Source organism: Marinobacterium sediminicola (genome assembly GCF_022343685.1).
GTDB classification, from domain to species: domain Bacteria; phylum Pseudomonadota; class Gammaproteobacteria; order Pseudomonadales; family Balneatricaceae; genus Marinobacterium; species Marinobacterium sediminicola.
In genome coordinates, this window is sequence record NZ_CP092123.1 from 2,286,020 (window position 1) to 2,310,947 (window position 24,928).

A 24,928-nucleotide genomic window follows, 5' to 3' on the forward strand; every position below is an offset into this window, starting at 1 on the left:
GCGAAAAACCGGGAGCGAGATAAGGGGAATGGTCTGCAGAGTTGAGCAGAAGCAAAAAGCCCGCCATAGGGCGGGCTTTGATTGGCTTGCAAGGATCTACCTTAGCTGTTGTCGACCACGATGGTGCCGTTATTGACAAGAGTGGTCAGATTACTTTCCAAATCGCCATTAACGATGATGACCTGGTCTGGAGTAGCATCCGCCGCTCCAGCATTGCCTCCAGAGAAGACCTGGATAGTGGTTTCCCCAGTATTGCTGTCGAAGTTGGCGCTCAGATAAGCACTAAGATTATTGCTGTTGATTTCATAAATACCGTCTGGGTCCAGCAGATCTGAAAGATCCAGCACATCCGATTCCGTAATGCTGAAGTCCGTAATAGTATCCGTACCACCATCAGCATCCCCGGCAGCCCATACAAAGCTATCAGCCCCCAGACCACCGGACAGGCTGTCACTTCCCAGGCCGCCAATCAAAATATCATCCCCTTCGCCACCGATGAGGATGTCATTACCGCCCCCCGCAATAAGAGTATCGTTACCATCATTCCCGCTCAGCGTGTCATCGCTGTTACCTGAAACAATGGTGTCATTTCCGGCCGTACCCGACAGCAGGTCCACAGTAAACGAACCCACATCCACATCATTGTCGGCATCTTTGGCTGTCATATCGAACTCAAGCGCCATGTCGGATGGATCAATGGACTCTGTGTATTCCATCGAAACACCGACAATCTTCATGGTTGTGTTACCACTATTTGGCACTGCAGGGGCGATTTCCACATAGTCTACGATCAATCCGGTGCTAGTACCGACTACCCCATCGATAGCCAAGGTAATTTCATAATCACCCGCTGTATTGAGATCGGCATCAGTGACCGTATGTAGCACCTGCTCTGATTGCCCAGTCAGATAAGTAATAGTCAAAACGACCTGATCACCTACCGCCAGGCTTCCCTGAGTAGCGCACACAACCGTGAACGACTTCAAGGTTGCATTCTGATAACCCGGCTGCTGCTGGATATCAAATTTGATGCTATCGCCTTTGTTGGACTGCAAGGTATTCCCGTTGACACCCATGTCGGTGGAAGATTTATGCAGTTTGGCGTCACCATAATCCAGCCCGCTACCTTTACCGGTGATGACAACGGAAAAGACCCCATTAAATACCGCGCTATCAATCGTAGCCGTATCAGCATCACCGTCATTGTCTGTGTCGACAGGTGTTCCTATTGCACTGAAGAGGTCTCCAGAATCCGTTGTAAACGAAGGCAGCGGATTCACCAGGTTAAAGCTGTATGTGCTATCAGCATTAACGGTGACCTCAAAGAAGGTCTTGGTCTGGCCGCCGTCCAAATACGTCGCTTCATAGGTATCAGTTGTGCCAGTCTTCAAGCCAAATGAATACTCAGCCGGCATATTCGTCCACACCAGACCGGTGACAGCATCATCAACAAACTCAATGGTATCGGCACCACTTGAATAGGTAATGTCACCACTAGTGACACCAGAGGTTCTATTAACGGATATTGACTCGACAGTTAATTCCGGCAAGTCATCAACGATGTTAATCACAACCGACTCATCAGTGGAGAAGGTGCTGCCGTCATCTGATACCGCAACCAGGAAACCGTCGGTTTCAGCCACATTTACCACATCTGTGGTCGCTTCTGTCAGCTCGTAGGTGTAGCTGATCACGCCGTTGCTGTAGCCCGTCAGGGTAATAGTGCCATGCACTCCATCAAAGGTCAGATAAGTACCAGCATCGCTGGCATCGATGCCTTCCAACTGATCCATAGTGAATACAGTTTCAACGCTGCTAACTGTGAAGCGCACGCTGTCAAGGTCATCAAGCCCATCTGTATCATTGAGGGTGATAGTACCGCTATCGGTACGGTCAGCTTCACTTGGACTCGAGCCAGACAGTAGACCAGATTCCTGTACCTCACTGTCACCGACCTGAATGGTTAATGTTGGGGTATCATTAGTGCCATTGATGGTCACCACCAGATCCGCCGTGTCGGTGGCGTCACCGTCACTCAGCGTATAGGTGAAGGTCTCAGTCAGCGGCGTGTCGTCGCTGTCCAGCGCCTGCACCGCTGCATAGGCCTCGGCGTTTTCCTGTTCGGTGTACAGCGTGTAGGTGTAGCCGCCGGTGCTGTTCCAGGTCAGGGTGCCGTAGGTACCCGCGATGCTGCCACTGGTGTCACCGTCCACGGCGGTCACGCTCAGGACGTCGCCGTCCAGATCCGTATCCACGCCATTGCCGTCATCATCGGTGATCAGGTTGCCACTGTCACTGACCGGGCCGTCTTCGGTCACGGCGGCCGTGTTCGCGGTCGCCACCGGGCCGTCGTTGGTGCCGTTGATGGTCACCACCAGATCCGCCGTGTCGGTGGCGTCACCGTCGCTCAGCGTATAGGTGAAGGTCTCGGTCAGCGGCGTGTCGTCGCTGTCCAATGCCTGGACCGCTGCATAGGCCTCGGCGTTTTCCTGTTCGGTGTACAGCGTGTAGGTGTAGCCGCCGGTGCTGTTCCAGGTCAGGGTGCCGTAGGTACCCGCGATGCTGCCACTGGTGTCACCGTCCACGGCGGTCACGCTCAGGACGTCGCCGTCCAGATCCGTATCCACGCCATTGCCGTCATCATCGGTGATCAGGTTGCCACTGTCACTGACCGGGCCGTCTTCGGTCACGGCGGCCGTGTTCGCGGTCGCCACCGGGCCGTCGTTGGTGCCGTTGATGGTCACCACCAGATCCGCCGTGTCGGTGGCGTCACCGTCGCTCAGCGTATAGGTGAAGGTCTCGGTCAGCGGCGTGTCGTCGCTGTCCAATGCCTGGACCGCTGCATAGGCCTCGGCGTTTTCCTGTTCGGTGTACAGCGTGTAGGTGTAGCCGCCGGTGCTGTTCCAGGTCAGGGTGCCGTAGGTACCCGCGATGCTGCCACTGGTGTCACCGTCCACGGCGGTCACGCTCAGGACGTCGCCGTCCAGATCCGTATCCACGCCATTGCCGTCATCATCGGTGATCAGGTTGCCACTGTCACTGACCGGGCCGTCTTCGGTCACGGCGGCCGTGTTCGCGGTCGCCACCGGGCCGTCGTTGGTGCCGTTGATGGTCACCACCAGATCCGCCGTGTCGGTGGCGTCACCGTCGCTCAGCGTATAGGTGAAGGTCTCGGTCAGCGGCGTGTCGTCGCTGTCCAATGCCTGGACCGCCGCATAGGCCTCGGCGTTTTCCTGTTCGGTGTACAGCGTGTAGGTGTAGCCGCCGGTGCTGTTCCAGGTCAGGGTGCCGTAGGTACCCGCGATGCTGCCACTGGTGTCACCGTCCACGGCGGTCACGCTCAGGACGTCGCCATCCAGATCCGTATCCACGCCATTGCCGTCATCATCGGTGATCAGGTTGCCACTGTCACTGACCGGGCCGTCTTCGGTCACGGCGGCCGTGTTCGCGGTCGCCACCGGGCCGTCGTTGGTGCCGTTGATGGTCACCACCAGATCCGCCGTGTCGGTGGCGTCACCGTCGCTCAGCGTGTAGGTAAAGGTCTCGGTCAGCGGCGTGTCGTCGCTGTCCAGCGCCTGCACCGCTGCATAGGCCTCGGCGTTTTCCTGTTCGGTGTACAGCGTGTAGGTGTAGCCGCCGGTGCTGTTCCAGGTCAGGGTGCCGTAGGTACCCGCGATGCTGCCACTGGTGTCACCGTCCACGGCGGTCACGCTCAGGACGTCGCCGTCCAGATCCGTATCCACGCCATTGCCGTCATCATCGGTGATCAGGTTGCCACTGTCACTGACCGGGCCGTCTTCGGTCACGGCGGCCGTGTTCGCGGTCGCCACCGGGCCGTCGTTGGTGCCGTTGATGGTCACCACCAGATCCGCCGTGTCGGTGGCGTCACCGTCGCTCAGCGTATAGGTGAAGGTCTCGGTCAGCGGCGTGTCGTCGCTGTCCAATGCCTGGACCGCCGCATAGGCCTCGGCGTTTTCCTGTTCGGAGTACAGCGTGTAGGTGTAGCCGCCGGTGCTGTTCCAGGTCAGGGTGCCGTAGGTACCCGCGATGCTGCCACTGGTGTCACCGTCCACGGCGGTCACGCTCAGGACGTCGCCGTCCAGATCCGTATCCACGCCATTGCCGTCATCATCGGTGATCAGGTTGCCACTGTCACTGACCGGGCCGTCTTCGGTCACGGCGGCCGTGTTCGCGGTCGCCACCGGGCCGTCGTTGGTGCCGTTGATGGTCACCACCAGATCCGCCGTGTCGGTGGCGTCACCGTCGCTCAGCGTATAGGTGAAGGTCTCGGTCAGCGGCGTGTCGTCGCTGTCCAATGCCTGGACCGCTGCATAGGCCTCGGCGTTTTCCTGTTCGGTGTACAGCGTGTAGGTGTAGCCGCCGGTGCTGTTCCAGGTCAGGGTGCCGTAGGTACCCGCGATGCTGCCACTGGTGTCACCGTCCACGGCGGTCACGCTCAGGACGTCGCCGTCCAGATCCGTATCCACGCCATTGCCGTCATCATCGGTGATCAGGTTGCCACTGTCACTGACCGGGCCGTCTTCGGTCACGGCGGCCGTGTTCGCGGTCGCCACCGGGCCGTCGTTGGTGCCGTTGATGGTCACCACCAGATCCGCCGTGTCGGTGGCGTCACCGTCGCTCAGCGTATAGGTGAAGGTCTCGGTCAGCGGCGTGTCGTCGCTGTCCAGCGCCTGCACCGCTGCATAGGCCTCGGCGTTTTCCTGTTCGGTGTACAGCGTGTAGGTGTAGCCGCCGGTGCTGTTCCAGGTCAGGGTGCCGTAGGTACCCGCGATGCTGCCACTGGTGTCACCGTCCACGGCGGTCACGCTCAGGACGTCGCCGTCCAGATCCGTATCCACGCCATTGCCGTCATCATCGGTGATCAGGTTGCCACTGTCACTGACCGGGCCGTCTTCGGTCACGGCGGCCGTGTTCGCGGTCGCCACCGGGCCGTCGTTGGTGCCGTTGATGGTCACCACCAGATCCGCCGTGTCGGTGGCGTCACCGTCGCTCAGCGTATAGGTGAAGGTCTCGGTCAGCGGCGTGTCGTCGCTGTCCAGCGCCTGCACCGCTGCATAGGCCTCGGCGTTTTCCTGTTCGGTGTACAGCGTGTAGGTGTAGCCGCCGGTGCTGTTCCAGGTCAGGGTGCCGTAGGTACCCGCGATGCTGCCACTGGTGTCACCGTCCACGGCGGTCACGCTCAGGACGTCGCCGTCCAGATCCGTATCCACGCCATTGCCGTCATCATCGGTGATCAGGTTGCCACTGTCACTGACCGGGCCGTCTTCGGTCACGGCGGCCGTGTTCGCGGTCGCCACCGGGCCGTCGTTGGTGCCGTTGATGGTCACCACCAGATCCGCCGTGTCGGTGGCGTCACCGTCGCTCAGCGTATAGGTGAAGGTCTCGGTCAGCGGCGTGTCGTCGCTGTCCAATGCCTGGACCGCCGCATAGGCCTCGGCGTTTTCCTGTTCGGTGTACAGCGTGTAGGTGTAGCCGCCGGTGCTGTTCCAGGTCAAGGTGCCGTAGGTACCCGCGATGCTGCCACTGGTGTCACCGTCCACGGCGGTCACGCTCAGGACGTCGCCGTCCAGATCCGTATCCACGCCATTGCCGTCATCATCGGTGATCAGGTTGCCACTGTCACTGACCGGGCCGTCTTCGGTCACGGCGGCCGTGTTCGCGGTCGCCACCGGACCGTCGTTGGTGCCGTTGATGGTCACCACCAGATCCGCCGTGTCGGTGGCGTCACCGTCACTCAGCGTGTAGGTAAAGGTCTCGGTCAGCGGCGTGTCGTCGCTGTCCAGCGCCTGCACCGCTGCATAGGCCTCGGCGTTTTCCTGTTCGGTGTACAGCGTGTAGGTGTAGCCGCCGGTGCTGTTCCAGGTCAGGGTGCCGTAGGTACCCGCGATGCTGCCACTGGTGTCACCGTCCACGGCGGTCACGCTCAGGACGTCGCCATCCAGATCTGTATCCACGCCATTGCCGTCATCATCGGTGATCAGGTTGCCACTGTCACTGACCGGGCCGTCTTCGGTCACGGCGGCCGTGTTCGCGGTTGCCACCGGACCGTCGTTGGTGCCGTTGATAGTAACTATAAGGTTTGCATAATTACCATTGTTGAAGCCATCAGTAACTTGATATGCGTTATCAAAGGTGATGCTTAAAGACTCATCACCGAGTGCTTGCAGCGCCTCTACACCCGCCTGATTCAGCACAAACGAATAGTTACCATCACTATTAATGGTCAGATCGCCATATTGATGACTCAACTGAATGCTCTGCTGACCGTCTGGAATTACAACGAAGGGGGAGTCACCATCTTCGTCGGTATCATTTGCCAGTACATTACCTTCGACGGCATTATCCTGAGGCCCAATAACTGCAATGTCATCCTCTGCCATCGGCGTGGTGTCATCATCGTAAATAGTGATGGTGCCGGAATCGGAATCAGGGTTGATTGTCGCATTTTCGGCACTCAGCAACTGGATGCCCAACGACTCGGTATCAGCTTCATCCATTTTGTCCTGGATGATGTATACCGTTACAGGGATAGTTGACTCACCGGCCGGAATCGTGACGGTGTAGGTGTGGTCCGGACTTGGGCCATCCAGCCAGTCTTCACCGTAGATGGCGCTACCGCCATTGAGCTTGTAAGTGACAGTAACATCCTGATCAAATACCTTGTCCAGTACGAGATTGAAAGTCACTTCCTTGACATTCTCGACGTCAGAACCTTCCAGAATGCTGACACTGTTACCGCTCACCAGAACCGGATGCTCGGGGGTCGGGGTGTCCGGAAGTTCTGGATCGGTCGGATCAGTAGGATCGGTCGGATCCGTGGGGTCACCGGGATCAGTCGGTGTTTCCACTTCAACAGAGACGCTGACGACCGGCAGTACTTCAATAAAGGGTTCCTCACCTTCAGGCGTCACAACTGTGTAGTCCAGCCCAATGGTGTCATAGCCTGCTTCAGGTGTAGTCTCACTTGCAGTCCGGTCCAGCTGAACAAAATCAGCCCCTTCGTTACCCGTCGCAGGTGCTCCAGCTGCAGGTGCACCAGCAGCAGTAGGCTCAAGAAGCTCGGTCGGGTCCTGCCCGGCAAGAATTGCCTGCTGCAGCGCTGCGATGTCGGCCGTTGCCTCACTGGTATCAAACTGATCTGCTGGAGTGTAGGTATCAGCGCTGGCCAACCAGCTTTGACCACCGGAGAGGGTAAACGCGTTGCCGCTTTCCATGGTAATTTCGGCTCGACCATCAGGCGAAGTGCGAATCACTTCATCGGCAAAAATCACATCACCCGCCATGAGCACACGCTCACTGCCATCTGCTGCCACGGCAACCACCTGTCCGGCAGTGACAGATACCACACCAATACCACCTTCCAATCCAGCCGTTGCCATTCCGGCTTCAGCTGCCAGCCAGCTTTGGCCTGACGCCAGAGCAACCGGTTCGCCATTCATCATGGTAATTTCGATGCTTGCATCAGGCCCTGTGCGGATAACTTCATCTGCCATTACCTGGTCACCAAGCGCCAGCACACGCTCGGTACCGTCCGGCGCTACTGCAACCACTTGTCCTTCTACGAATGAAACTGAACCGATTACCATGCTCATCGCCGCAATCCTGTTTTTGGTTTTTGTTACTGTTAACTAAAGACTCTGGAAGGTGTTTCAACAACTGTACTCTGGTACACCTGCTCCTGAATGTATTGATTCAGATCAGTTTTAAACCTTCAGCACAGCCGAACTGAAGGACTCCACCTGAAAGCGCTGTTTCAATGTTGATACAGAATGCGCCTCTGTTTTGTTCCTGCCTTACAGTATTCACCATCATGAATCTTCAACCACACAATATGCCTCATGGGCTGAGCATTAATTGATCACTACATGATTGATGCAACAGGAAAATTTTTTCAAAAATATGCTTGACGGGCAGAGGATGCATCACTAATATACGCCACCACGGTTGAGGTGTTCCTCGATAGCTCAGTTGGTAGAGCAGTAGACTGTTAATCTATTGGTCGCTGGTTCGAGTCCAGCTCGAGGAGCCAAACCTTACCGTAATCGGTTTTCCCTGATAGCTCAGTTGGTAGAGCAGTAGACTGTTAATCTATTGGTCGCTGGTTCGAGTCCAGCTCGGGGAGCCACTCTAAAGTGTCGGAGCATAGCGCAGTCTGGTAGCGCATCTGGTTTGGGACCAGAGGGTCGGGGGTTCGAATCCCTCTGCTCCGACCACTTAACTCCCTGAAGTATCTTCTCTACATCCATTTCTTCTTATATCTCGCTTTGTCCTGATCGCCGAACACGTTCTTTTGTGTACATGCGCATCCATGCGCTAACACTTATTGGGCCTTACAGCGCATTTCTACCTGAACATGTGAAACAATCCACGCGGTTTGTCACACTCTGAGCCCAGACTGACTTTCGGAATGCATGTCCACAGGGAATTCAGCACCATGCTTGAAGTACTTTCGATCACCGCGCCCATTTTCATCATCATTTCTGTCGGTTACCTGTCTGTCCGAAGCGGATTGATCTCTCAGGATGCAATGCCACTGCTTGGCCGTTTCGTTCTCTATTTTTCTCTTCCCGCCCTCATATTTGGCACGCTTTCCAGTATGCAGGTGAGTGAGGTCATACAGATCGACTTCCTGGCAATTTATGCTATCGGGTCACTTGCAACGCTCTTGACGGGGATAATCCTGCACCGACTTTTGTTCGGTACCCGTTCTGTTGCAGCAAGCCTTTACGGCATGGGAATGTCCGTTTCCAACAGCGCATTCATCGGCTACCCGGTGCTTATGCAGGTGTTTGGAGAGCCGCCCACGCAGCCATTTACCATGGCGATCATAGTGGAAACCGCCCTGATTTTACCTATCGCTTTGGTGTTGCTTGAATACGGTAAGCAGGACAGCAGTGAGGATGGCTCCCTGTTAAAAATCTGGCGCCGCATCCTCGCAAGGGTCATCCGCAACCCGCTGATCATCGCTATCCTTGCGGGCCTGATCTTTTCGGGATTGCAGATTCCCTTACCCGACACCCTGGATCGCAGCCTGGAAATGCTGGCCATGACCTCTGCCGGAACGGCGCTTTTCATCATCGGAGGTTCCCTTGTGGGCATTCGCATCAGTGACAGCCTCGGCAGTACGGGCCTGGTCGCTGTAGGCAAGCTGCTTATGCACCCTTTCTTCATGTTTATACTGGTAATGCTGTGGCGAGACTTTGACCCTCAACTTCAAAAAGCGGTGGTACTGGCCGCGGCCATGCCGATGTTCAGCATGTTCCCGGTTATTGCCGGCAGTTTTGGCTACGGCCGCCCATGTGCCGGCATGCTTCTGGCCACGACCGCGCTGTCGTTTGTTACCCTGACATCCCTGCTCGCCATCCTGGGGTAGTACTTACGTACCCTCCCCTTGCTGCAGGTGTTAAGATCCTTGCCCCGTTGAACGGTTCACAAGAGGCAACGAGACATCGTGCAGCATATTACGCAGGTTCTGGTGATTGGTTATGTCTGGCCCGAGCCGGCCTCAAGTGCGGCCGGCTATCGCATGCTGGCCTTGCTGAAAACCTTTCGCCGCAAGGGTTGGCAAGTCACTTTTGCCAGTCCCGCCGAGAAGAGCATCCATCGCGCCGACCTGCCCGCTCTGGGCATCACGGAAATTAACATTGCCTTGAACTGTTCCAGCTTCGATAACTTTATCTGCGAGCTACAACCGGACGTCGTCATGTTCGACCGCTTCATGATGGAGGAACAGTTTGGCTGGCGAGTTGAGAAACACTGCCCTCAGGCCATCCGGCTACTGGACACTGAAGACCTGTCCTGCCTGCGACACGCCCGCCACCAGGCCTGCAAACAGGATGACAGAGTCAACCTGAGCGTTGCCCCTGAACTGTTGTTTTCAGAACACGCCAAACGGGAGGTAGCCGCCATTTTGCGCAGCGATATGACCTTGATGATATCCGGAGCAGAAATCGAGCTCCTGACTGAACAGTTCAAGGTTGACCGGTCCCTGTTACTGGATTGTCCATTCATGCAAGCTAAGGTGCCACCAGAACAGCAGCAACAACTTCCTTCTTACCACGAACGCCAGCATTTCATCGTCATTGGCAATTTTCGCCACGCGCCCAACTGGGATGCCGTACTCTGGTTGAAGCAGACCATCTGGCCCTTGATCCGACAACGCTTGCCCGAAGCCGAACTGCATATTTATGGCGCCTATCCACCGCCCAAAGCCACGCAATTGCATAACCCCAAACAGGGATTCATGATCAAGGGCTGGGCAGAAGATGTGGATCAGGTGATGCAACAGGCCCGCATCAACTTGGCACCTCTCCGCTTTGGCGCTGGCCTGAAAGGCAAACTTGTCGATGCACTTGCCTGTGGAACTCCGTCAGTCACCACCAGCGTCGGTGCTGAAGGCATGGGTGGCGAATACCCCTGGCCCCAACCTGTAACTGATGCCCCTGATGCCTTTGCCGAGAGGGCCGTGCAACTCTATTCCGACTCTGAGCTCTGGCTTACTGCTCAGACGTCCGGTTTCGAGTTGCATAACCGACGCTTTGACTTTGAGCATCACGCCGATAAATTGATCGAGTCCCTGGAAGAGCTTAAGTCCAGGCTCGACAGCCACCGTCTGGCCAATTTCACGGGAGCCATGCTCAGACACCACAGCATGAAGAGCACCCAATACATGGCGCAGTGGATTGAAGCCAAAAATCGCAAGTGAAGCCATACCATGATCGATATTCAAGATGTCACGGTTTATCAACAGCAGACCGCCGTACTGCAAAACTTCACCCTCAAGATTCGTGCAGGCGAAAAGGTGGCACTACTGGGGCCCAATGGGGCCGGTAAAAGTACCCTGCTGAAACTGATCAGCCGTGAGCTGTACCCTGTCGTCAAGGACGGCAGCCATGTTCGCCTCTATGGCAGCGAAACCGTCAATCTATGGGATCTGCGCCGGCGTATCGGCTTTGTCTCCGGCGACCTTCAGGATGACTACACGCCATACGCCAGCGCTCTGGACGTTATTGTATCGGGCTTTTTCGGCAGCATCGGACGACATGACCACCTGCAGGCAAACGATGAGCAGTTGCTCAAGGCAGAAGCGTTGCTGGATGAGATGGGACTGACCCAATATCGCCAGCAGATGTATCAACGCCTCTCTACCGGCCAGAAGCGCCGCCTGCTGCTCGCCCGCGCTCTGATCCACCAGCCGGATGCACTGATTCTGGATGAGCCCGCCAGTGGGCTTGATATGGGAGCATCCATGAAGCTGTTGCAGCTGATGCGACACTTCTGCCAACAGGGCGGGTCGGTGCTGATCGCAACCCATCACATTGATGAGATCATTCCCGAGGTCGATCGAGTCATACTGCTGCAACGGGGACAGATACTGGCAGACGGCCCCAAGGGAGACGTTTTGACCGACGATTGCCTTTCAGCACTCTACGAAACCCCTCTGAAAGTCACTCAAAGGAATGGCTGGTATCGCCTCTGGCACGACTGATCTCCACACAGAGGCCAAAAGCTTAGTGCACACCTGCCGTCGTTTGATTAAACAGCTCAGAGACCTCGTTACAGAGATATTCAGCCGGCAAACACTGCTCAAGTGACCCGGCTGCATATTCAAGAAATCCCCTTGCCGCATGGGGAAGGCGGCGATCCCGCCGGATGATGAAATGCCAGTGGCTTTCGATCGGAAAACCCTCCACCGGCAGAATCGCAATGCCAGGATGGCTGGCAGGCAATACATGGCGCGACACCACCGCTACCCCCATCCCCGAAGCAACCCCTACGCGAATGGCACCATTACTGGCCATCTGCAGGCCGTGTGACCATTGCGCCCCTTGCCCCTGCAACCAGCTCTCGAACAGCATTCGCGTTGCCGAGCCCGGCTCACGCAACAGCAGACGCTCCTGAAGCAGCTCATCAAGCGTGACCACATCCTGCTGAGCCAGCGGGTGCTGGGCAGGTGCAATCATGACGAGCGGATTACGCAGAAAACGCGCCGCATGAGCCTGCTCAAGCGACGGTGGGTGACTGAATACATAGATGTCATCCAACTGTCGCTCAAAACGCTCCATCAATTGCTGTCGGTTGCCAATCTCAACGGTCATATCCACGTCGGGAAAAGCCCGGGAATAGGGCCCCAACAGCTTCGGCAATACATACTGCGCAGTGTTGACCAAAGCAATACTGAAGCGGCCGCGCTGTCCACCATGCAGCTCCGCCAGATAGTCCTGAAAATCCGCAAAGCGCCCGGTGACATCGAGGGCCGTACGGTAAAGCTCACGCCCGGCATCCGTCAGCTCAGTAACAGCAGAATGCGCTTCAAATAAAGGCTCACCCACCGTTTCTGCCAATCGTTTCAGCTGCTGGGAGACCGTTGGCTGCGTCAGGTGCAGCTGTCTAGCAGCAGCCGTCACCGACCCGGTCCTGACAACGGTGACATATACTTCCAGCAGCCTGAATGTGAGATGGCGCAGATTCATGAGTTCCTCGATACATAGATTATTATCTATACATAACATCTATACAATTAATTAGAGACAATATCCAGATCCATGCACAATCCTCGCCACTCAATAAACTGATCACCAAGGGGAGTCTATGCCGGATATCGTTGTGATGTTTTTCTTGCTGGGGGTTGTGGCTGGACTGGTCAAATCGGACCTGAATATTCCCAAGGCCGCCTACGACACGCTCAGCCTGCTGCTGATGCTCACCATCGGTCTCAAGGGAGGTATGGGACTGCATGGCAACTTGACGCTGAGTCTGGTACCCGAACTGCTGCTGGTCATGGCGCTGGGCGGCATCATTCCGCTGCTGCTGTTCCCACTCTTGCGCAAACTGGTCAATCTTTCACTGGCCGACAGTGCCAGTATCTGTGCACACTACGGATCGGTCAGTGCCGGTACATTTGCGGTTGCCCTGGCCTATGCCGAAAGCAACCAGCTCATCACCGGGCCGGAAGTGACACTCTACCTGGTACTGCTTGAACTGCCTGCCATCATGGTCGGTATCGCCCTGTTCCGCCACTTTGATCGCAGCACCGGTGTCACCCACTCTCGGCTGAGCCTGCTGCATGAAACTCTGACCAACCGTGGTGTGGTCCTGCTCGCCGGTGGTGTTGTGATCGGCTACCTGTATGGCCCGATGAACGGTGCTCCGGTCACCGACCTGTTCACCGGTGCTTTCAAGGCTGTTTTGGCTCTTTTCCTGCTTGAGATGGGTCTTACGGCTGCTGAAACCCTGCGTCCCATTCCATGGCAGCACTGGCGCCTGCTGGCATTCGCCACTGCGGTTCCCAGCCTGCTGGCCCTTTTCGGTATCGGCGCGGGGCTACTGCTGGAGCTGCCGATCGGCACAACCCTGGTGCTCGCCAGCCTGACCGCCAGTGCTTCCTACATTGCGGCACCGGCGGCCATTCGTGCGGCCATCCCCCAGGCGAACATCGGCCTGGCCATGCTCGCCTCGCTGGGATTTACCTTCCCGTTCAACGTGATCATCGGTATTCCGCTGTATCACCAGATGATCACCTGGCTGACGTGATCAATCAGGTCAGACTTTTATCAGCGCCGGGTTTCGCAGGGATGCGAAACACCAGCGCATAAAACAGCGGCAGCACGACCAGCGTCAGTGCGGTCGCAAACAAAAGACCGAACATTACCGTCACTGCCATGCTCTTGAAGAAAGGATCCACCAGCAAGGGCACGACACCCAATATGGTCGTCAGGGCACCCAGTACGACTGGGCGAGCACGACTGAGACAGGCATTGACCACGGCGTTGTAGGGAACTTGTCCCTCAAGAATATACTGATCAGCCTCGTCAACCAGCACGATGGCATTCTTGACCATCATGCCGATCAGGCTGAGAAATCCCAGAATCGCCATGAATTCGAACGGTGTCTGAAACAGAATGAGTCCAACAACGACCCCAATGAGTGCCAGGGGTGCCGTCATCCAGATGACCAGCGGCTGACGCAGCGCATTGAACATGAAAACCACAGCCAAAATCATCGCGGCAAAGCCATAAGGAGCTGACGCAGCAAGACCGGCATTGGCCTCACGAGAAGATTCATACTCGCCATACCACTTCAGCCTGTAGCCGGGAGGAAGCGCCATTGCCTCTATTTTCGGTCTGATGTGGGCAAAGGCGGTATTGGTCACCACACCCGGTGCCGGATCCGCTTGTACCATGATGGTCGGCTGGCGATCGATACGACGGATCAAGGCGTCCTGCCACACAAGGCTTACCGACGACAGCAGCTGGTTCATGGCCACGGTGACGCCGGCACTGGGACTGAATACTGAGCTGTTCTCAATCGCTCGCAGACGCTCACGTTCACTCTCGGGGGCTCTGACCACTAACGGTATCAGCTCATCACCTTCACGATACACGCCAACCTGACGACCGTTGAGGGTCTGCGCCAACGCCGCGTTGACCTCGGATTCAGTCAAACCAAGCCGCTGCAACGGCTCCTGTAACCATACCGGCTGAGCGACCGGCACCTGATCACGCCAGTCGTCCTGGATCGCAATCAGAGAGGGCTGCTGTTCCATCAGCGCCTTGGCCTCTTCTGCAAGCCGCCTCAGCACCCGAGCGTCAGGACCGCTAAAGGCTACTTCGATCTTCTTGCCACCGCCGCGCCCCAGCATGAACTTCCACACCTTCACCGAAGTATCCGGTAACTGCTCTGAAAGCTCCTGTTGCAACTCGGCCACCAAAGGGGCAATGCGGCGATAGTCATCCACATCGACGAGTAACTGGGCATAACTGGAATTCCTTGGCTCTGGTGCGTAGGTCAGCATAAAGCGCAACCCGCCGCCGCCAACAAACCCTGTAACATGGGTGACACCATCTTTGGCGGCCACCACCTGTTCAACCCGGGCCATGCGCTCGGCAGTCGTTTCGATGTCCGTCCCTTGAGGCAGGTAAAGATCGACCACAAACTGAGGCCGTTCCGAATCCGGCATGAATCCGGGCGGGACCAGCCGCGCACTCAGAACCGCGGCCGCAAGCGTCCCGAGCAGCATGACGACCGCTACCAGACGGTGGGACAGCACCCAGCGCAGAATCGCCGCATATCCCCGCGTCATCCTGCCCGGAGGCTGTGGTTCCGACTGAGGTTGAACGTTCAGAAACTGATAGCACAACAGCGGTGTCACCGTGATGGCAAAGACCCAGCTGAGCAGCATGGAGAATAGAATCACCCAAAACAGCGTACCGGCATACTCACCCATATCACTGGGGGACAGACCGATGGCACTGAATGCCAGAATCCCGACCAGCGTTCCCCCCAGCAGCGGCCAGATGGTGTTTTTAACCACTGCAGAAATCGCCGCTTCACGCACCTCTCCCTGTTGCAACCGCACCAATACCCCATCACTGACGACAATGGCATTATCAACCAGCATCCCCAGTGCAATAATCAACGCGCCCAGCGAGATGCGCTGCATGGCGATATTATCGAACAGCATGATGATCAGGGTGCCGGCAACCGTCAGCAACAGCACAAAGCCGATGATCAGCCCAATGCGCAAGCCCATGAACACCAACAACACCACGAAAACGATGCCTACGGCTGCCGCAAGATTGCTTACAAAGGCCGACACTGATGCCCTTACGGCATCGGACTGCAGCGAAATCGGGTGCAACTCCATACCTATGGGTCGCTGCCCTTCCAGTTCAGCCAGGTGCTGCTTGACCGCATCACCCATTGCCACGACGTTCCCACCCAGAACATTGGAGATACCCAAACCGACGGCCCGCTGACCGTCATAGGTCATCTTCAGGGCAACAGGTTCCTGATAGCCACGTACGACATCCGCAATGTCGGACAATCGCAGAACGGTATTATCCGGCCCAAGACCTACCTGCAGTGTCTGCAGGTCGGAGAAATCACTGACCGCACGTACGGGGACCACCGGCACTCGCATGCCATCGGCCTCCATCTCGCCGGCAACGGTGACCATATTCTGCTTCTGCAACACTTGGTAAATCTGCTGAGCCTCCAGACCAAAGCCGGCAAGACGCTCACGGGATATTTCAATGAAGATGCGCTCGTCACGATCGGCCAGCAACGCCGTGCGCGCCACCCCCGGCACCAGTGCCAACTCACGTGAGAGCCAATCAGCATAGGTTTGCAGCTCGCGATCGCTATAGCCTTCTCCCGTAATGGCGTAGAAAAGAGCATATACATCGGCGAAGTCGTCATTGACGATCACCGGGCCAACCCCCGGCGGCAGGGTACGCTCAACGTCCACCACTTTGCGCCGCAGTTTATCCCACACTTGCTGCAGCTCTGCGTGCGTACGGGCAAACTCCATCTTGATTTCGACACTGACCTCGGAGTACCCCTGTTTGGAGACAGACTTGACTTGTTCCAGCTCCTGCAAGGCCTGCACGGCCGCCTCCAGCCTGTCGGTCACCTCATCGGCAACTTCCTGAGCACTGGCACCAGGATAGCTGGCCACGATGACCGCCTGACGAATAATGAATTCCGGATCTTCAAACCTCGCCAGCTTGCCATAGCTGATATAGCCACCCAGCAAGACCAACAGGACCACAACCCACAGACTGGTGCGTTTGGCGATGGAATAACGGGCAATATCCATTGTCCACTTACTCCTGTTCGTTCAGCGGACGTACCGGCATGCCTTCACGCACACTGGCCACACCTGCCGTGATGATCCGATCCCCCAGCGCTAACCCCTGCGTAATCACCGCGCGATCCCCCAACAAAGGCCCCACCTCGACACCACGCCGTTCCGTTCGTCCCTGGTCATTCACCAGCCATACCGACTGCTGGCCCTGATTATCGGGAATGATCGCACTTAACGGCACCGTTACCCGAGCTTCATTATTCGAGCTGCTGCCAATGGCGTAGACCTGCGCAGACATGCCCGGAAGTACCGGTATATCGCCTTTCTGTTCCAGCCCAAAGACCACCTGATAGGTTTGTGTCACCGCATCGGCCTCCGTAGCAAAAAAACGCAAACTTAACGGAAACTCACGCTCCAGCCCGGCCACACGAGCAACCAGTTGATGCTCTCGCTGACGCCGCAAAATGACTTGGTCCGGCACCTGTATGACGATTTCCAGATCCTGCAAATTCTGTAACACCAGGACCGTTTGATTGGCATTGACACGTGCAAAATCCTCCACCAATTTGCGTCCAATGACACCATCAAAGGGGGCAGTCAGACGGGCTTCATCCAAGGCTAACTGCGCCTCCTTGAGCCGATTCGATGCGAGATTTTGCTGAGTCGCCAGCTTCTCAAGATCACTTTTCGAGATCGCCTGGCTGCGCTTGAAGATCGTTAACCCACGCTGATAGTCGGCATTGGCGCTGGCATACTCGGCCTGAGCAGATGCCAGCGCTGTGCGGAACTGGCGATCATCCAACTGAGCCAAGAGATCACCTTGCGAAACACGATCGCCCTCGTTGACCAGAAGCTTGTCAATCCTGCCCGCCACTTTGAACGCCATCTCAGCACGCTGCGCTGCGCGAACGGTGCCATTGAAAACCAGTCCGGTGGCACTGGCAGAAGTCACCGGCTCAATGCGCGCCGGACGCTCAATCTCGTGGACTGCCGGAGAGACAGTCCCCTGGTCATCATTGCACCCTGTCAACACAATGACTGACAGTAGCCCCAGGCAGAGCCTGAGCACACTCGCAGCTTGAAATCGCAACATGACACAGTCCCTGCCCTGCGTGATTTAGAAGGTCATCCATCAGTATAGAGGCTTTATCGGCGCATCAATTTCGCACCGCAGAAAGATTCATGGCACAGACCTCTGCCTGCTGACCTATGAACAGGAGCGAGTGCCATACTGAACCACCTCAATGGCCGGCACGTAATGAGCTGCATGATAAATTCTTCTCAGCTGCAGCTTGTCTGGCTTAAACGAGACCTGCGCCTTGCCGACCATCCGGCCTTGCACGAAGCTGCAAATCAAGGACCTGTTCTCGTTCTGTTCGTGATCGAACCGGAGTATTGGCGCCTGCCCGATCACTCTGCACGCCATTGGCATTTTTGCCGTGACAGTCTTCTTGATCTGCAAAGCAGCCTGGCACAACAGCACCATTCCCTATTGATTCGCCAGGGCTCGGTGAACGATGTACTGACGGAGCTCTATCGTTTATATGGCCGCTTCACGCTCTGGTCATCTGAAGAAACCGGTAACGACTGGACCTACCGGCGAGACCTCAAGATTGATGCCTGGTGCCGCAGCCATCACATTGACTGGCAACAACGCCCACAGAATGGCGTGATACGACGACTGCGAAACCGCGATCACTGGACTGACCACTGGCAACGACGCATGCAGGCCCAGCCGCTGCCCATCCCGCAGTTGCGCTCACCGTCCCGACTGCCGCCCTTGATGAGCATTCCCGAGGTGCCTGACGGCTGTGATTTCCCCGCCTTTATGCCTCAGCAACCAGGCGGGCGCACCGCTGCCCTGCGCTGCCTGAACACGTTCCTGACCGAGCGAGGACGTGACTATCGTTTCGCCATGTCCAGTCCCAACACCGCTTATGCCGCCTGCTCACGACTATCCCCCCACCTTTGCTGGGGAACTCTGTCGGTACGCGAGGTTTACCAGGCCGCCAATAAGGCACTGGAAGATGCGGAGACAACCGGTTGGAAACGGTCATTGCGCAGTTTCATCAGCCGCCTGTACTGGCACTGTCACTTCATGCAAAAGCTGGAAGATCGCCCTTCGCTGGAGTGGGAGCCCATTCATCCGCTCTTTTCCGACCTGGACCGGCACCTGGACAAGGAGCGACTGGAGCGCTGGAGCCATGGGCTGACGGGGTGGCCATTCGTGGACGCCTGCATGCGCGCACTTAATGCTCGCGGCTGGATCAACTTTCGCATGCGCGCCATGCTGACTTCGGTGGCCAGTTATCATCTTTGGCTGCCCTGGCAAACGAGCGGACAGGTGCTGGCTCGAGCCTTCATCGACTACGAGCCCGGCATACACTGGCCGCAGATTCAGATGCAGTCCGGTACCACCGGCATTAATGCCATCCGCATCTACAACCCGCTCAAGCAGGGGCTGGACCTGGATTCGGACGGTCACTTTATCCGTCGTTGGGTACCTGAACTGGCCAGCGCACCGCTGTCTGCGCTGCATGAGCCGCGCATGCTCAGACACCCGGACTACCCGCGGCCGATGGCAGACCTGACGATTGCCGCCCGCCTCGCCCGAGAAAAAATGGCCGCCATTCACCACCATCCCCGTTTTGACGAGCTGAGCCGGGCGGTATATCAGCAATTGGGGAGTCGGAAACGAAACGGTCGCGCAGGTCGTCGAAGTCGCCGTCATTCTGACTACGCAGCGACGACCTCCACCCCTCAGCTGAGTTTATGGAATTGAGCAGCATCCGGAAATCACCATGCCACGTATGAGACGTAAAGCTGACCTGCCCGTAAAAACCTGCCCTGCCTGTCTGCGTCCATTCAGTTGGCGCCGCAAATGGGCCGACTGCTGGGATGAGGTTCGGTTTTGTTCCGAGCGTTGCCGTCGTCAGCGCCGTTCGCATGGAGAGACAACATTATGACCCGTACCGCACAGGGGCTGGGCTATGCTGGCCTGATCCCATTCGTTGCTCTGAGCCTGGGCATGAACCTGCACCCGCTCACCACTGTGGCCTTTACCACCTACAGTGCCGTGATTCTGTCATTTCTGGGCGGGATTCATTGGGGTGTCGCGTTAACCCGACCCGAGTGGAGTACCCCGACACGGATTGGCCTGTGCATGCTGCCCAGCCTGTTAGGCTGGCTGGCCCTGCTGCTGCCAACGCAAGGCGCATTGATTGTGCTGATGATCAGTTACCTGAGCTGGTGGTTGTGGGACCGAAGCCAGCTGGATCAACCTGACTACCGCCGTCTGCGCTTTCACTTGACGGCGGTTGTCGTACTCTGTCATCTGGTCTGGTTGGTTCAGACCTGATCTGTCTGCAAGAAACGCTGCAGCACCCTGTAGAGCCCATGGGCATCCTGGCTGCCTGCCAACTCACGGATGGAATGCATGGCGAACTGTGGCACACCAATATCCAGCGTTTTCACCCCCAGTTCAGCCGCCGTAATCGGACCGATGGTGCTGCCGCAGGCCATATCGGTCCGCACGACAAAGCTTTGCACCGGCACGTCGGCCTGTTCAGCCAAATGACGGAAGAGCGCACTGGTTTCGCTGTTGCTGGCATAACGCTGGTTGGCGTTGATCTTGATCACCGGCCCACCATTGATCAGCGGGCCATGGTTGCCATCGTGTTTGTCACTGAAATTGGGATGCACGCCGTGCGCATTGTCTGCCGAGATCAGCATGGAACGGGACAGGGACCGATTCCGCTGATCCACATCAGGCAATACACGCTCCAGCCACTGACTCAGCATCGGACCCTGAGCACCACAGGCACTCATGCTACCCACTTCCTCATGGTCGTTGCACACTAATACCTGCCCGGCAGCCGCTTCACCACCATCGATCAGTGCCTGCAGACCAATAAAGCAGCTCAGCAGGTTGTCCAGTCGTGCCGATGCAAGGAACTCCTGATTCAGGCCAACCAACGCCGCCCCTTGGGTGTCGTAGAAACACAGCTCGTAATCGAGCACCTTGTCGATCTGCTCTGTGCCCTGAGCCTGAAGACGCTGCTTGAGCAGAGCCCGGAAATCCGGTTTTTCTTCCGTCTGTCCCATCACCACTGGCAGAAAGGTCTGAGCATTGATGCTACGGCTGGAGTTGGCCTCGCGATCCAGGTGAATGGCCAGACTGGGCAAGACAGCTACCGGCTGCTTGAAATCCACCAGCGCACTGACAATGCGCCCTTCTTCGTTACGGTAACTGACGCGCCCGGCCAGCGACAGGTCTCGGTCAAACCAGGGATTGAGCAAAACCCCGCCATACACCTCGACACCCAGCTGGAAATACCCCTGGCGGTGCAGCTCGGGATTGGGTTTGACCTTCAGACAGGGTGAATCGGTATGCGCACCGATAAGCCGCCAGCCCAGATTGACCGCCGCATCCAGTGCCGGTTGCCGCCAGGCGATGATGGAAGAGCCGTTACGGGTGATGTAATACCCCTGTCCCGGTTCCAGCACCCAGTCTTCCGACTCATGCAACGCCCGGTAGCCCGCTGCATCCAGTCGCTGAGCCATGGACACTACTGCATGAAACGGGGTTGGCGAGGCGTCAAGAAATGCCTTTAGCGATTCGTTGAAGTCAGGCTGTGCAAGACTAGTGTTCATCATTATCGAGCGTCCTCGTTCTTGATCACCTCAACCAGCTCCACCTTGAAGATCAGTGTGGAGTTGGCCGGAATTTCCGGGGATGGGCTGGTCGCGCCATACGCCTGCTCCGGGGGCAAATACAGCATGGCGGTGCCACCTTCCTGCATGCGAATCAGGCCATTACGCCAGCCACGCACGACCTGCTTAAGGGGAAATTGTGTCGGCTCGCCACGTTCATAGGAACTGTCAAACACATGACCATCAACACGCTTGCCCTCGTAGTGAACAACGACGGTATCGGCAGCTGTCGGGCTTGCACCTGCCCCCTTGACCAGATGTTCGATCTGCAGACCATTATCCAGCACCTCAACCCCTTCCCTTTTTGCATTTTCTGCCAGAAAGGCATCCCCTGCCTTGCGGGTATCATCGTTGAGCGCACGCTCCAGACGTTCAAGACGCAAGCGCTCCTGTTCCGGGTCTTCACCGCAGCCGCCCAGCAGCAGCGCAGCGACCAGTGCCAGAGCAGTTGTTTTCCAGATCTGCATCGTCGTTGACTCCGTAGATTACCGTGATAAGCCGATGATTTTACATTACAAGGCCCGATGACTACACTCACAAGGCTATAGCTGATGGAACTGATGCCTTTTACCGCCGTCCTATTACAGGAACCGGGAGCAGGAATGGACCCTGACACCCACGGAAATCAGCTCCAGCCATTCGATCCGGAGATCCGCTGCTCATGACCAAGCGATTCGCCCAGCCCTTCGTTGCTGCCATTACCCTGTCCCTGTCAATGGGCATCAGTGTAGCCAATGCCACTCTTGCCCCCAGCCCTGTACATTCCCAGACATTGATGGATGTGGTTACAGCACTGCAGCAGGGGCATTACAACCAGGTCGAGATCAATGACAGCCTATCAAGCGCCGTGCTTGATCAGTATCTGGAGACACTGGACCCGGAGCGCAGCTATTTCTACGCCAGTGACATCGCCGAGTTCGAAGCGTTTCGCCACCAGCTGGACAATGACATTCTGGATGGAAAAACTGCGGCCGCTTTCACCATATTCAACCGCTACCATCAACGCTTGGGCGAGCGAATCGACTACATTCTGACACAGCTTGATCACGCGGAGTGGGACTTTTCACGGGACGAAAGCCTGTCCCGGGATCGCAGTGAAGCCCCCTGGCCGGCCAATCAGGCAGAAATGAATGAACTCTGGCGCAAACGGCTGAAAAGCGCTGTGCTCAGTTTGAAGTTGGCTGACAAATCCATTGACGAAGCTCGCGACATCCTGCGCAAGCGTTATCAGAACCAGAAACAACGCATGGAACAGGCCAAAGGCGATGACGTCTTTGAAAGCTTCGTCAACGCACTGACCCATGAGTTTGACCCGCACACCCAATACTTTTCCCCCCAGGGTTCAGAGAACTTCGAAATCAACATGAGCCTGTCCCTTGAGGGCATCGGCGCGGTACTGCAAGCGGAAAACGACCAGACCAAGGTGGTTCGCCTTGTGCCGGCAGGACCTGCCGACAAGGGTGGACAACTGCAGCCAGCCGATATCATCGTAGGCGTTGGCCAGGGAGCCGAAGGTGCGATTGAAGACGTGGTCGGCATGCGTCTGGATGACGTCGTCAGCAAGATTCGCGGCCCCAAGGGCACCATTGTTCGACTGGAAATCATCCCTGCGGATGCCGCAGACCGGCAGAAGCGCAAGGTGATCAGCATCGAGCGCAACAAGGTGAAACTTGAGGAGCAGGCAGCCCGCAAGCGTGTGCTGGAGCTCACCCGTGACGGCAAGCCCTACCGCTTGGGTGTCATCGAAGTACCTACTTTTTACATCGACTTTACCGCGCTGCAAAGTGGTGACCCCAACTACAAAAGCACAACGCGCGATGTTGAGCGCCTGATCAATGAGCTGCGCAGCGAAAACATCGATGGCCTGGTGATGGACTTGCGCAACAATGGCGGCGGCTCACTGCGCGAGGCCAACGAACTGATCGGCCTGTTTATTCAGCGCGGTCCTACCGTACAGATTCGCGATGCCTCAGGCCGCGTGGATATCCTTGGCGACTTCGATCCCAAGGTTATCTGGGATGGACCTCTGGCGGTGATTGTGAATCGCCTGAGTGCTTCTGCATCCGAAATTTTTGCGGGTGCGATTCAGGACTACAACCGTGGCATCATTGTCGGCAATCGCACCTTCGGCAAAGGAACCGTACAGACACTGCAGCCGATTGATCATGGCCAGGTAAAGCTGACTCATGCCAAGTTCTATCGCATTTCCGGTGACAGCACCCAGCATCGCGGGGTCGAGCCCGACATCCACTTCCCGTCGCTCTACACCATTGAAGAGATTGGCGAGAGCGCTCTCGACAAGGCACTGCCCTGGGATCAGGTCAGACCGGTTCGACACGGCCGCTTCCCCAGCCTCAGCCCATTCATGCAACAGCTGATCGAACGTCACCAGCAGCGTACAGAGGCAGACCCGGATTTCGTGTTCATGCGCAAGCAGGTCGCTCACCTTGCCGAGCAGAAAGACTCTTCCGTGCTCACGCTCAATGAAGCCAAATTGCGAGCAGAACAGGAGCGGAATGAAGCCTGGATGCTGCAGGCTGAGAATGAGCGTCGTATCGGTCTGGGCCTGCCACCTGTCAGCCAGCTCAGCGAGGCCGATGACGACTTGCCCAAGGACGAACAGGGGCGCCCGATCAACCCTGAGGCTGAAGCGATTCTGGCCGAGAGCGGCCAGATCCTTATCGACCTGATTGACCTGTCCATCAGTCACACAGCCGCGGCTCAGCCTATTGGCCGCTCCCCTCTACCAGTGGAGTAACATGTGAAGCTGAAAAAAGTCGCGATTCTGCTCCTGGTCCTTGTCCCGCTACTGCTGATCATCGGTGGAACTGTCAGCTTTTTCGCCTACAAGGAAATGCAATCGCAGCACGAACTGAACCTGGCCGAGCTTGAAAAGTTCGGCTACCAAATGGTGCCAACCGATGTGTATACCGAGTCCGTTGGAGAGCTGGGTGCTGAGCAATTACCCGCCACGTTCAGTGAGAAAAAGCTGACCCCCACCGAACGAGTGATCCGGGGCCTGATGCAGGACAAGGAAAATCTGCTGGCTGAGCAACAAGCCCTCAAGGATCAGATTACTGCGCTGGAGCAGCAGATTGCCGAACTGGAAGACTACAAGCGACTTAATCAGCATTTTGCACCCGCCTCCTTTGAAGAGGAGTTGGCCGAAACCAAGTCAGTCCTCAAAAGCACCCTGGCACGCATGCCCGAATCAGAGCCTTTCGATAATACGCGCCTTGAGGTGATGGCTGCTGCCGGCACACATGAATATCGCCGATTTGTCAGTGCCAATCGATTGATGCTTGACCGCCCTCATCGTGCCCAAATCATCGAAGAACTGCTCCCGGTCTATGCGTTTTGCGTAGGCAATGCGGTCGATCTGGCCGCCAATTCCCGGTCTGAGGAACAATTATTGACCCAGTGGTTTACAGACCCGGAAAAAACCCGTCTGCCTGCGGCTCTGGCTACGGACTTGAACAAGCTGCTCCCAGCCTGCCAGCTTCCCCTCAGAGAACAGTTGCAGAAAATCCTTCCTACAATGGCTGCTGGTTAAATTTCAACCCTGCGCACTGGCGCAGTTCGGCATACGCCTGTATAATTTTGCAA

15 protein-coding genes and 3 tRNA genes are annotated in these 24,928 nt (G+C 56.8%); 12 read left to right on the forward strand and 6 right to left on the reverse strand.

The window, feature by feature from the left end; all coding sequences use genetic code 11:
- Positions 1-101: 101 nt before the first annotated feature.
- Complete coding sequence (locus LN244_RS10550) at positions 102-7,613, reverse strand: retention module-containing protein (protein WP_239039754.1); 7,512 nt, start codon at positions 7,611-7,613, stop codon at positions 102-104.
- Positions 7,614-7,974: 361 nt separating this feature from the next.
- On the opposite strand from LN244_RS10550, the gene LN244_RS10555 reads away from it, so the two are divergent.
- From LN244_RS10555 to LN244_RS10580, 6 genes are all read left to right on the forward strand, one after another.
- Positions 7,975-8,050: transfer RNA gene (locus LN244_RS10555), tRNA-Asn, on the forward strand.
- A gap of 20 nt (positions 8,051-8,070) precedes the next feature.
- A tRNA-Asn gene (locus tag LN244_RS10560) sits at positions 8,071-8,146 on the forward strand.
- Between the two features lie 11 nt (positions 8,147-8,157).
- A tRNA-Pro gene (locus LN244_RS10565) sits at positions 8,158-8,234 on the forward strand.
- 221 nt (positions 8,235-8,455) lie between these two features.
- Positions 8,456-9,394 (forward strand): AEC family transporter, encoded by a 939-nt coding sequence (locus LN244_RS10570; protein ID WP_239039755.1) that lies wholly within the window; start codon positions 8,456-8,458, stop codon positions 9,392-9,394.
- A gap of 78 nt (positions 9,395-9,472) precedes the next feature.
- Positions 9,473-10,726 carry a glycosyltransferase gene (locus LN244_RS10575; RefSeq protein ID WP_338037870.1) on the forward strand — a complete coding sequence of 418 codons (1,254 nt, stop codon included), beginning with the start codon at positions 9,473-9,475 and terminating at the stop codon, positions 10,724-10,726.
- A 9-nt stretch (positions 10,727-10,735) separates the two neighbouring features.
- Positions 10,736-11,509, forward strand: coding sequence for an ABC transporter ATP-binding protein (locus tag LN244_RS10580; protein WP_239039756.1), 774 nt, complete (start codon positions 10,736-10,738; stop codon positions 11,507-11,509).
- A gap of 22 nt (positions 11,510-11,531) precedes the next feature.
- Here LN244_RS10580 and LN244_RS10585 read toward each other — a convergent pair whose 3' ends face one another.
- A complete protein-coding gene (locus tag LN244_RS10585; protein ID WP_239039757.1) occupies positions 11,532-12,494 on the reverse strand; it encodes a LysR family transcriptional regulator in 963 nt (320 codons plus the stop codon).
- Positions 12,495-12,612: 118 nt separating this feature from the next.
- On the opposite strand from LN244_RS10585, the gene LN244_RS10590 reads away from it, so the two are divergent.
- Positions 12,613-13,554, forward strand: coding sequence for a sodium-dependent bicarbonate transport family permease (locus LN244_RS10590; RefSeq protein WP_239039758.1), 942 nt, complete (start codon positions 12,613-12,615; stop codon positions 13,552-13,554).
- Between the two features lie 4 nt (positions 13,555-13,558).
- On the opposite strand, the gene LN244_RS10595 is transcribed toward LN244_RS10590, so the two are convergent.
- Complete coding sequence (locus tag LN244_RS10595; protein ID WP_239039759.1) at positions 13,559-16,621, reverse strand: efflux RND transporter permease subunit; 3,063 nt, start codon at positions 16,619-16,621, stop codon at positions 13,559-13,561.
- Positions 16,622-16,628: 7 nt separating this feature from the next.
- Positions 16,629-17,702 carry an efflux RND transporter periplasmic adaptor subunit gene (locus LN244_RS10600; protein ID WP_239039760.1) on the reverse strand — a complete coding sequence of 358 codons (1,074 nt, stop codon included), beginning with the start codon at positions 17,700-17,702 and terminating at the stop codon, positions 16,629-16,631.
- A gap of 174 nt (positions 17,703-17,876) precedes the next feature.
- On the opposite strand from LN244_RS10600, the gene LN244_RS10605 reads away from it, so the two are divergent.
- Genes LN244_RS10605 through LN244_RS10615 form a run of 3 tightly spaced genes read left to right on the forward strand, consistent with a single transcriptional unit; the run spans position 17,877 to position 19,967 of the window.
- Positions 17,877-19,391, forward strand: coding sequence for an FAD-binding domain-containing protein (locus LN244_RS10605; protein ID WP_239039761.1), 1,515 nt, complete (start codon positions 17,877-17,879; stop codon positions 19,389-19,391).
- A 28-nt stretch (positions 19,392-19,419) separates the two neighbouring features.
- Positions 19,420-19,575, forward strand: a complete 156-nt coding sequence (locus tag LN244_RS10610; protein WP_239042405.1) for a DUF2256 domain-containing protein — start codon at positions 19,420-19,422, stop codon at positions 19,573-19,575.
- Positions 19,572-19,967, forward strand: a complete 396-nt coding sequence (locus tag LN244_RS10615) for a DUF3429 domain-containing protein (protein WP_239039762.1) — start codon at positions 19,572-19,574, stop codon at positions 19,965-19,967. The genes LN244_RS10610 and LN244_RS10615 overlap by 4 nt, the downstream gene beginning before the upstream one ends.
- On the opposite strand, the gene LN244_RS10620 is transcribed toward LN244_RS10615, so the two are convergent.
- Positions 19,958-21,265, reverse strand: a complete 1,308-nt coding sequence (locus LN244_RS10620; RefSeq protein WP_408904442.1) for a M18 family aminopeptidase — start codon at positions 21,263-21,265, stop codon at positions 19,958-19,960. The genes LN244_RS10615 and LN244_RS10620 overlap by 10 nt on opposite strands.
- A complete protein-coding gene (locus LN244_RS10625) occupies positions 21,265-21,789 on the reverse strand; it encodes an FKBP-type peptidyl-prolyl cis-trans isomerase (RefSeq protein ID WP_239039763.1) in 525 nt (174 codons plus the stop codon). The genes LN244_RS10620 and LN244_RS10625 overlap by 1 nt, the downstream gene beginning before the upstream one ends.
- A gap of 194 nt (positions 21,790-21,983) precedes the next feature.
- Between LN244_RS10625 and LN244_RS10630 the strand changes: the two genes are divergently transcribed.
- Together LN244_RS10630 and LN244_RS10635 are read left to right on the forward strand one after the other, a co-directional pair.
- Complete coding sequence (locus LN244_RS10630; protein WP_239039764.1) at positions 21,984-24,080, forward strand: carboxy terminal-processing peptidase; 2,097 nt, start codon at positions 21,984-21,986, stop codon at positions 24,078-24,080.
- Between the two features lie 3 nt (positions 24,081-24,083).
- Positions 24,084-24,875 (forward strand): hypothetical protein, encoded by a 792-nt coding sequence (locus tag LN244_RS10635; RefSeq protein WP_239039765.1) that lies wholly within the window; start codon positions 24,084-24,086, stop codon positions 24,873-24,875.
- Positions 24,876-24,928: the final 53 nt, after the last annotated feature.

Coding starts and splice junctions, on each gene's coding strand:
- LN244_RS10550 (WP_239039754.1), bottom strand. CDS start 7,613: ATGAGCATGGTAATCGGTTCAGTTTCATTCGTAGAAGGACAAGTGGTT.
- LN244_RS10570 (WP_239039755.1), top strand. CDS start 8,456: ATGCTTGAAGTACTTTCGATCACCGCGCCCATTTTCATCATCATTTCT.
- LN244_RS10580 (WP_239039756.1), top strand. CDS start 10,736: ATGATCGATATTCAAGATGTCACGGTTTATCAACAGCAGACCGCCGTA.
- LN244_RS10585 (WP_239039757.1), bottom strand. CDS start 12,494: ATGAATCTGCGCCATCTCACATTCAGGCTGCTGGAAGTATATGTCACC.
- LN244_RS10590 (WP_239039758.1), top strand. CDS start 12,613: ATGCCGGATATCGTTGTGATGTTTTTCTTGCTGGGGGTTGTGGCTGGA.
- LN244_RS10595 (WP_239039759.1), bottom strand. CDS start 16,621: ATGGATATTGCCCGTTATTCCATCGCCAAACGCACCAGTCTGTGGGTT.
- LN244_RS10600 (WP_239039760.1), bottom strand. CDS start 17,702: ATGTTGCGATTTCAAGCTGCGAGTGTGCTCAGGCTCTGCCTGGGGCTA.
- LN244_RS10605 (WP_239039761.1), top strand. CDS start 17,877: ATGATAAATTCTTCTCAGCTGCAGCTTGTCTGGCTTAAACGAGACCTG.
- LN244_RS10610 (WP_239042405.1), top strand. CDS start 19,420: ATGAGACGTAAAGCTGACCTGCCCGTAAAAACCTGCCCTGCCTGTCTG.
- LN244_RS10615 (WP_239039762.1), top strand. CDS start 19,572: ATGACCCGTACCGCACAGGGGCTGGGCTATGCTGGCCTGATCCCATTC.
- LN244_RS10620 (WP_408904442.1), bottom strand. CDS start 21,265: ATGATGAACACTAGTCTTGCACAGCCTGACTTCAACGAATCGCTAAAG.
- LN244_RS10625 (WP_239039763.1), bottom strand. CDS start 21,789: ATGCAGATCTGGAAAACAACTGCTCTGGCACTGGTCGCTGCGCTGCTG.
- LN244_RS10630 (WP_239039764.1), top strand. CDS start 21,984: ATGACCAAGCGATTCGCCCAGCCCTTCGTTGCTGCCATTACCCTGTCC.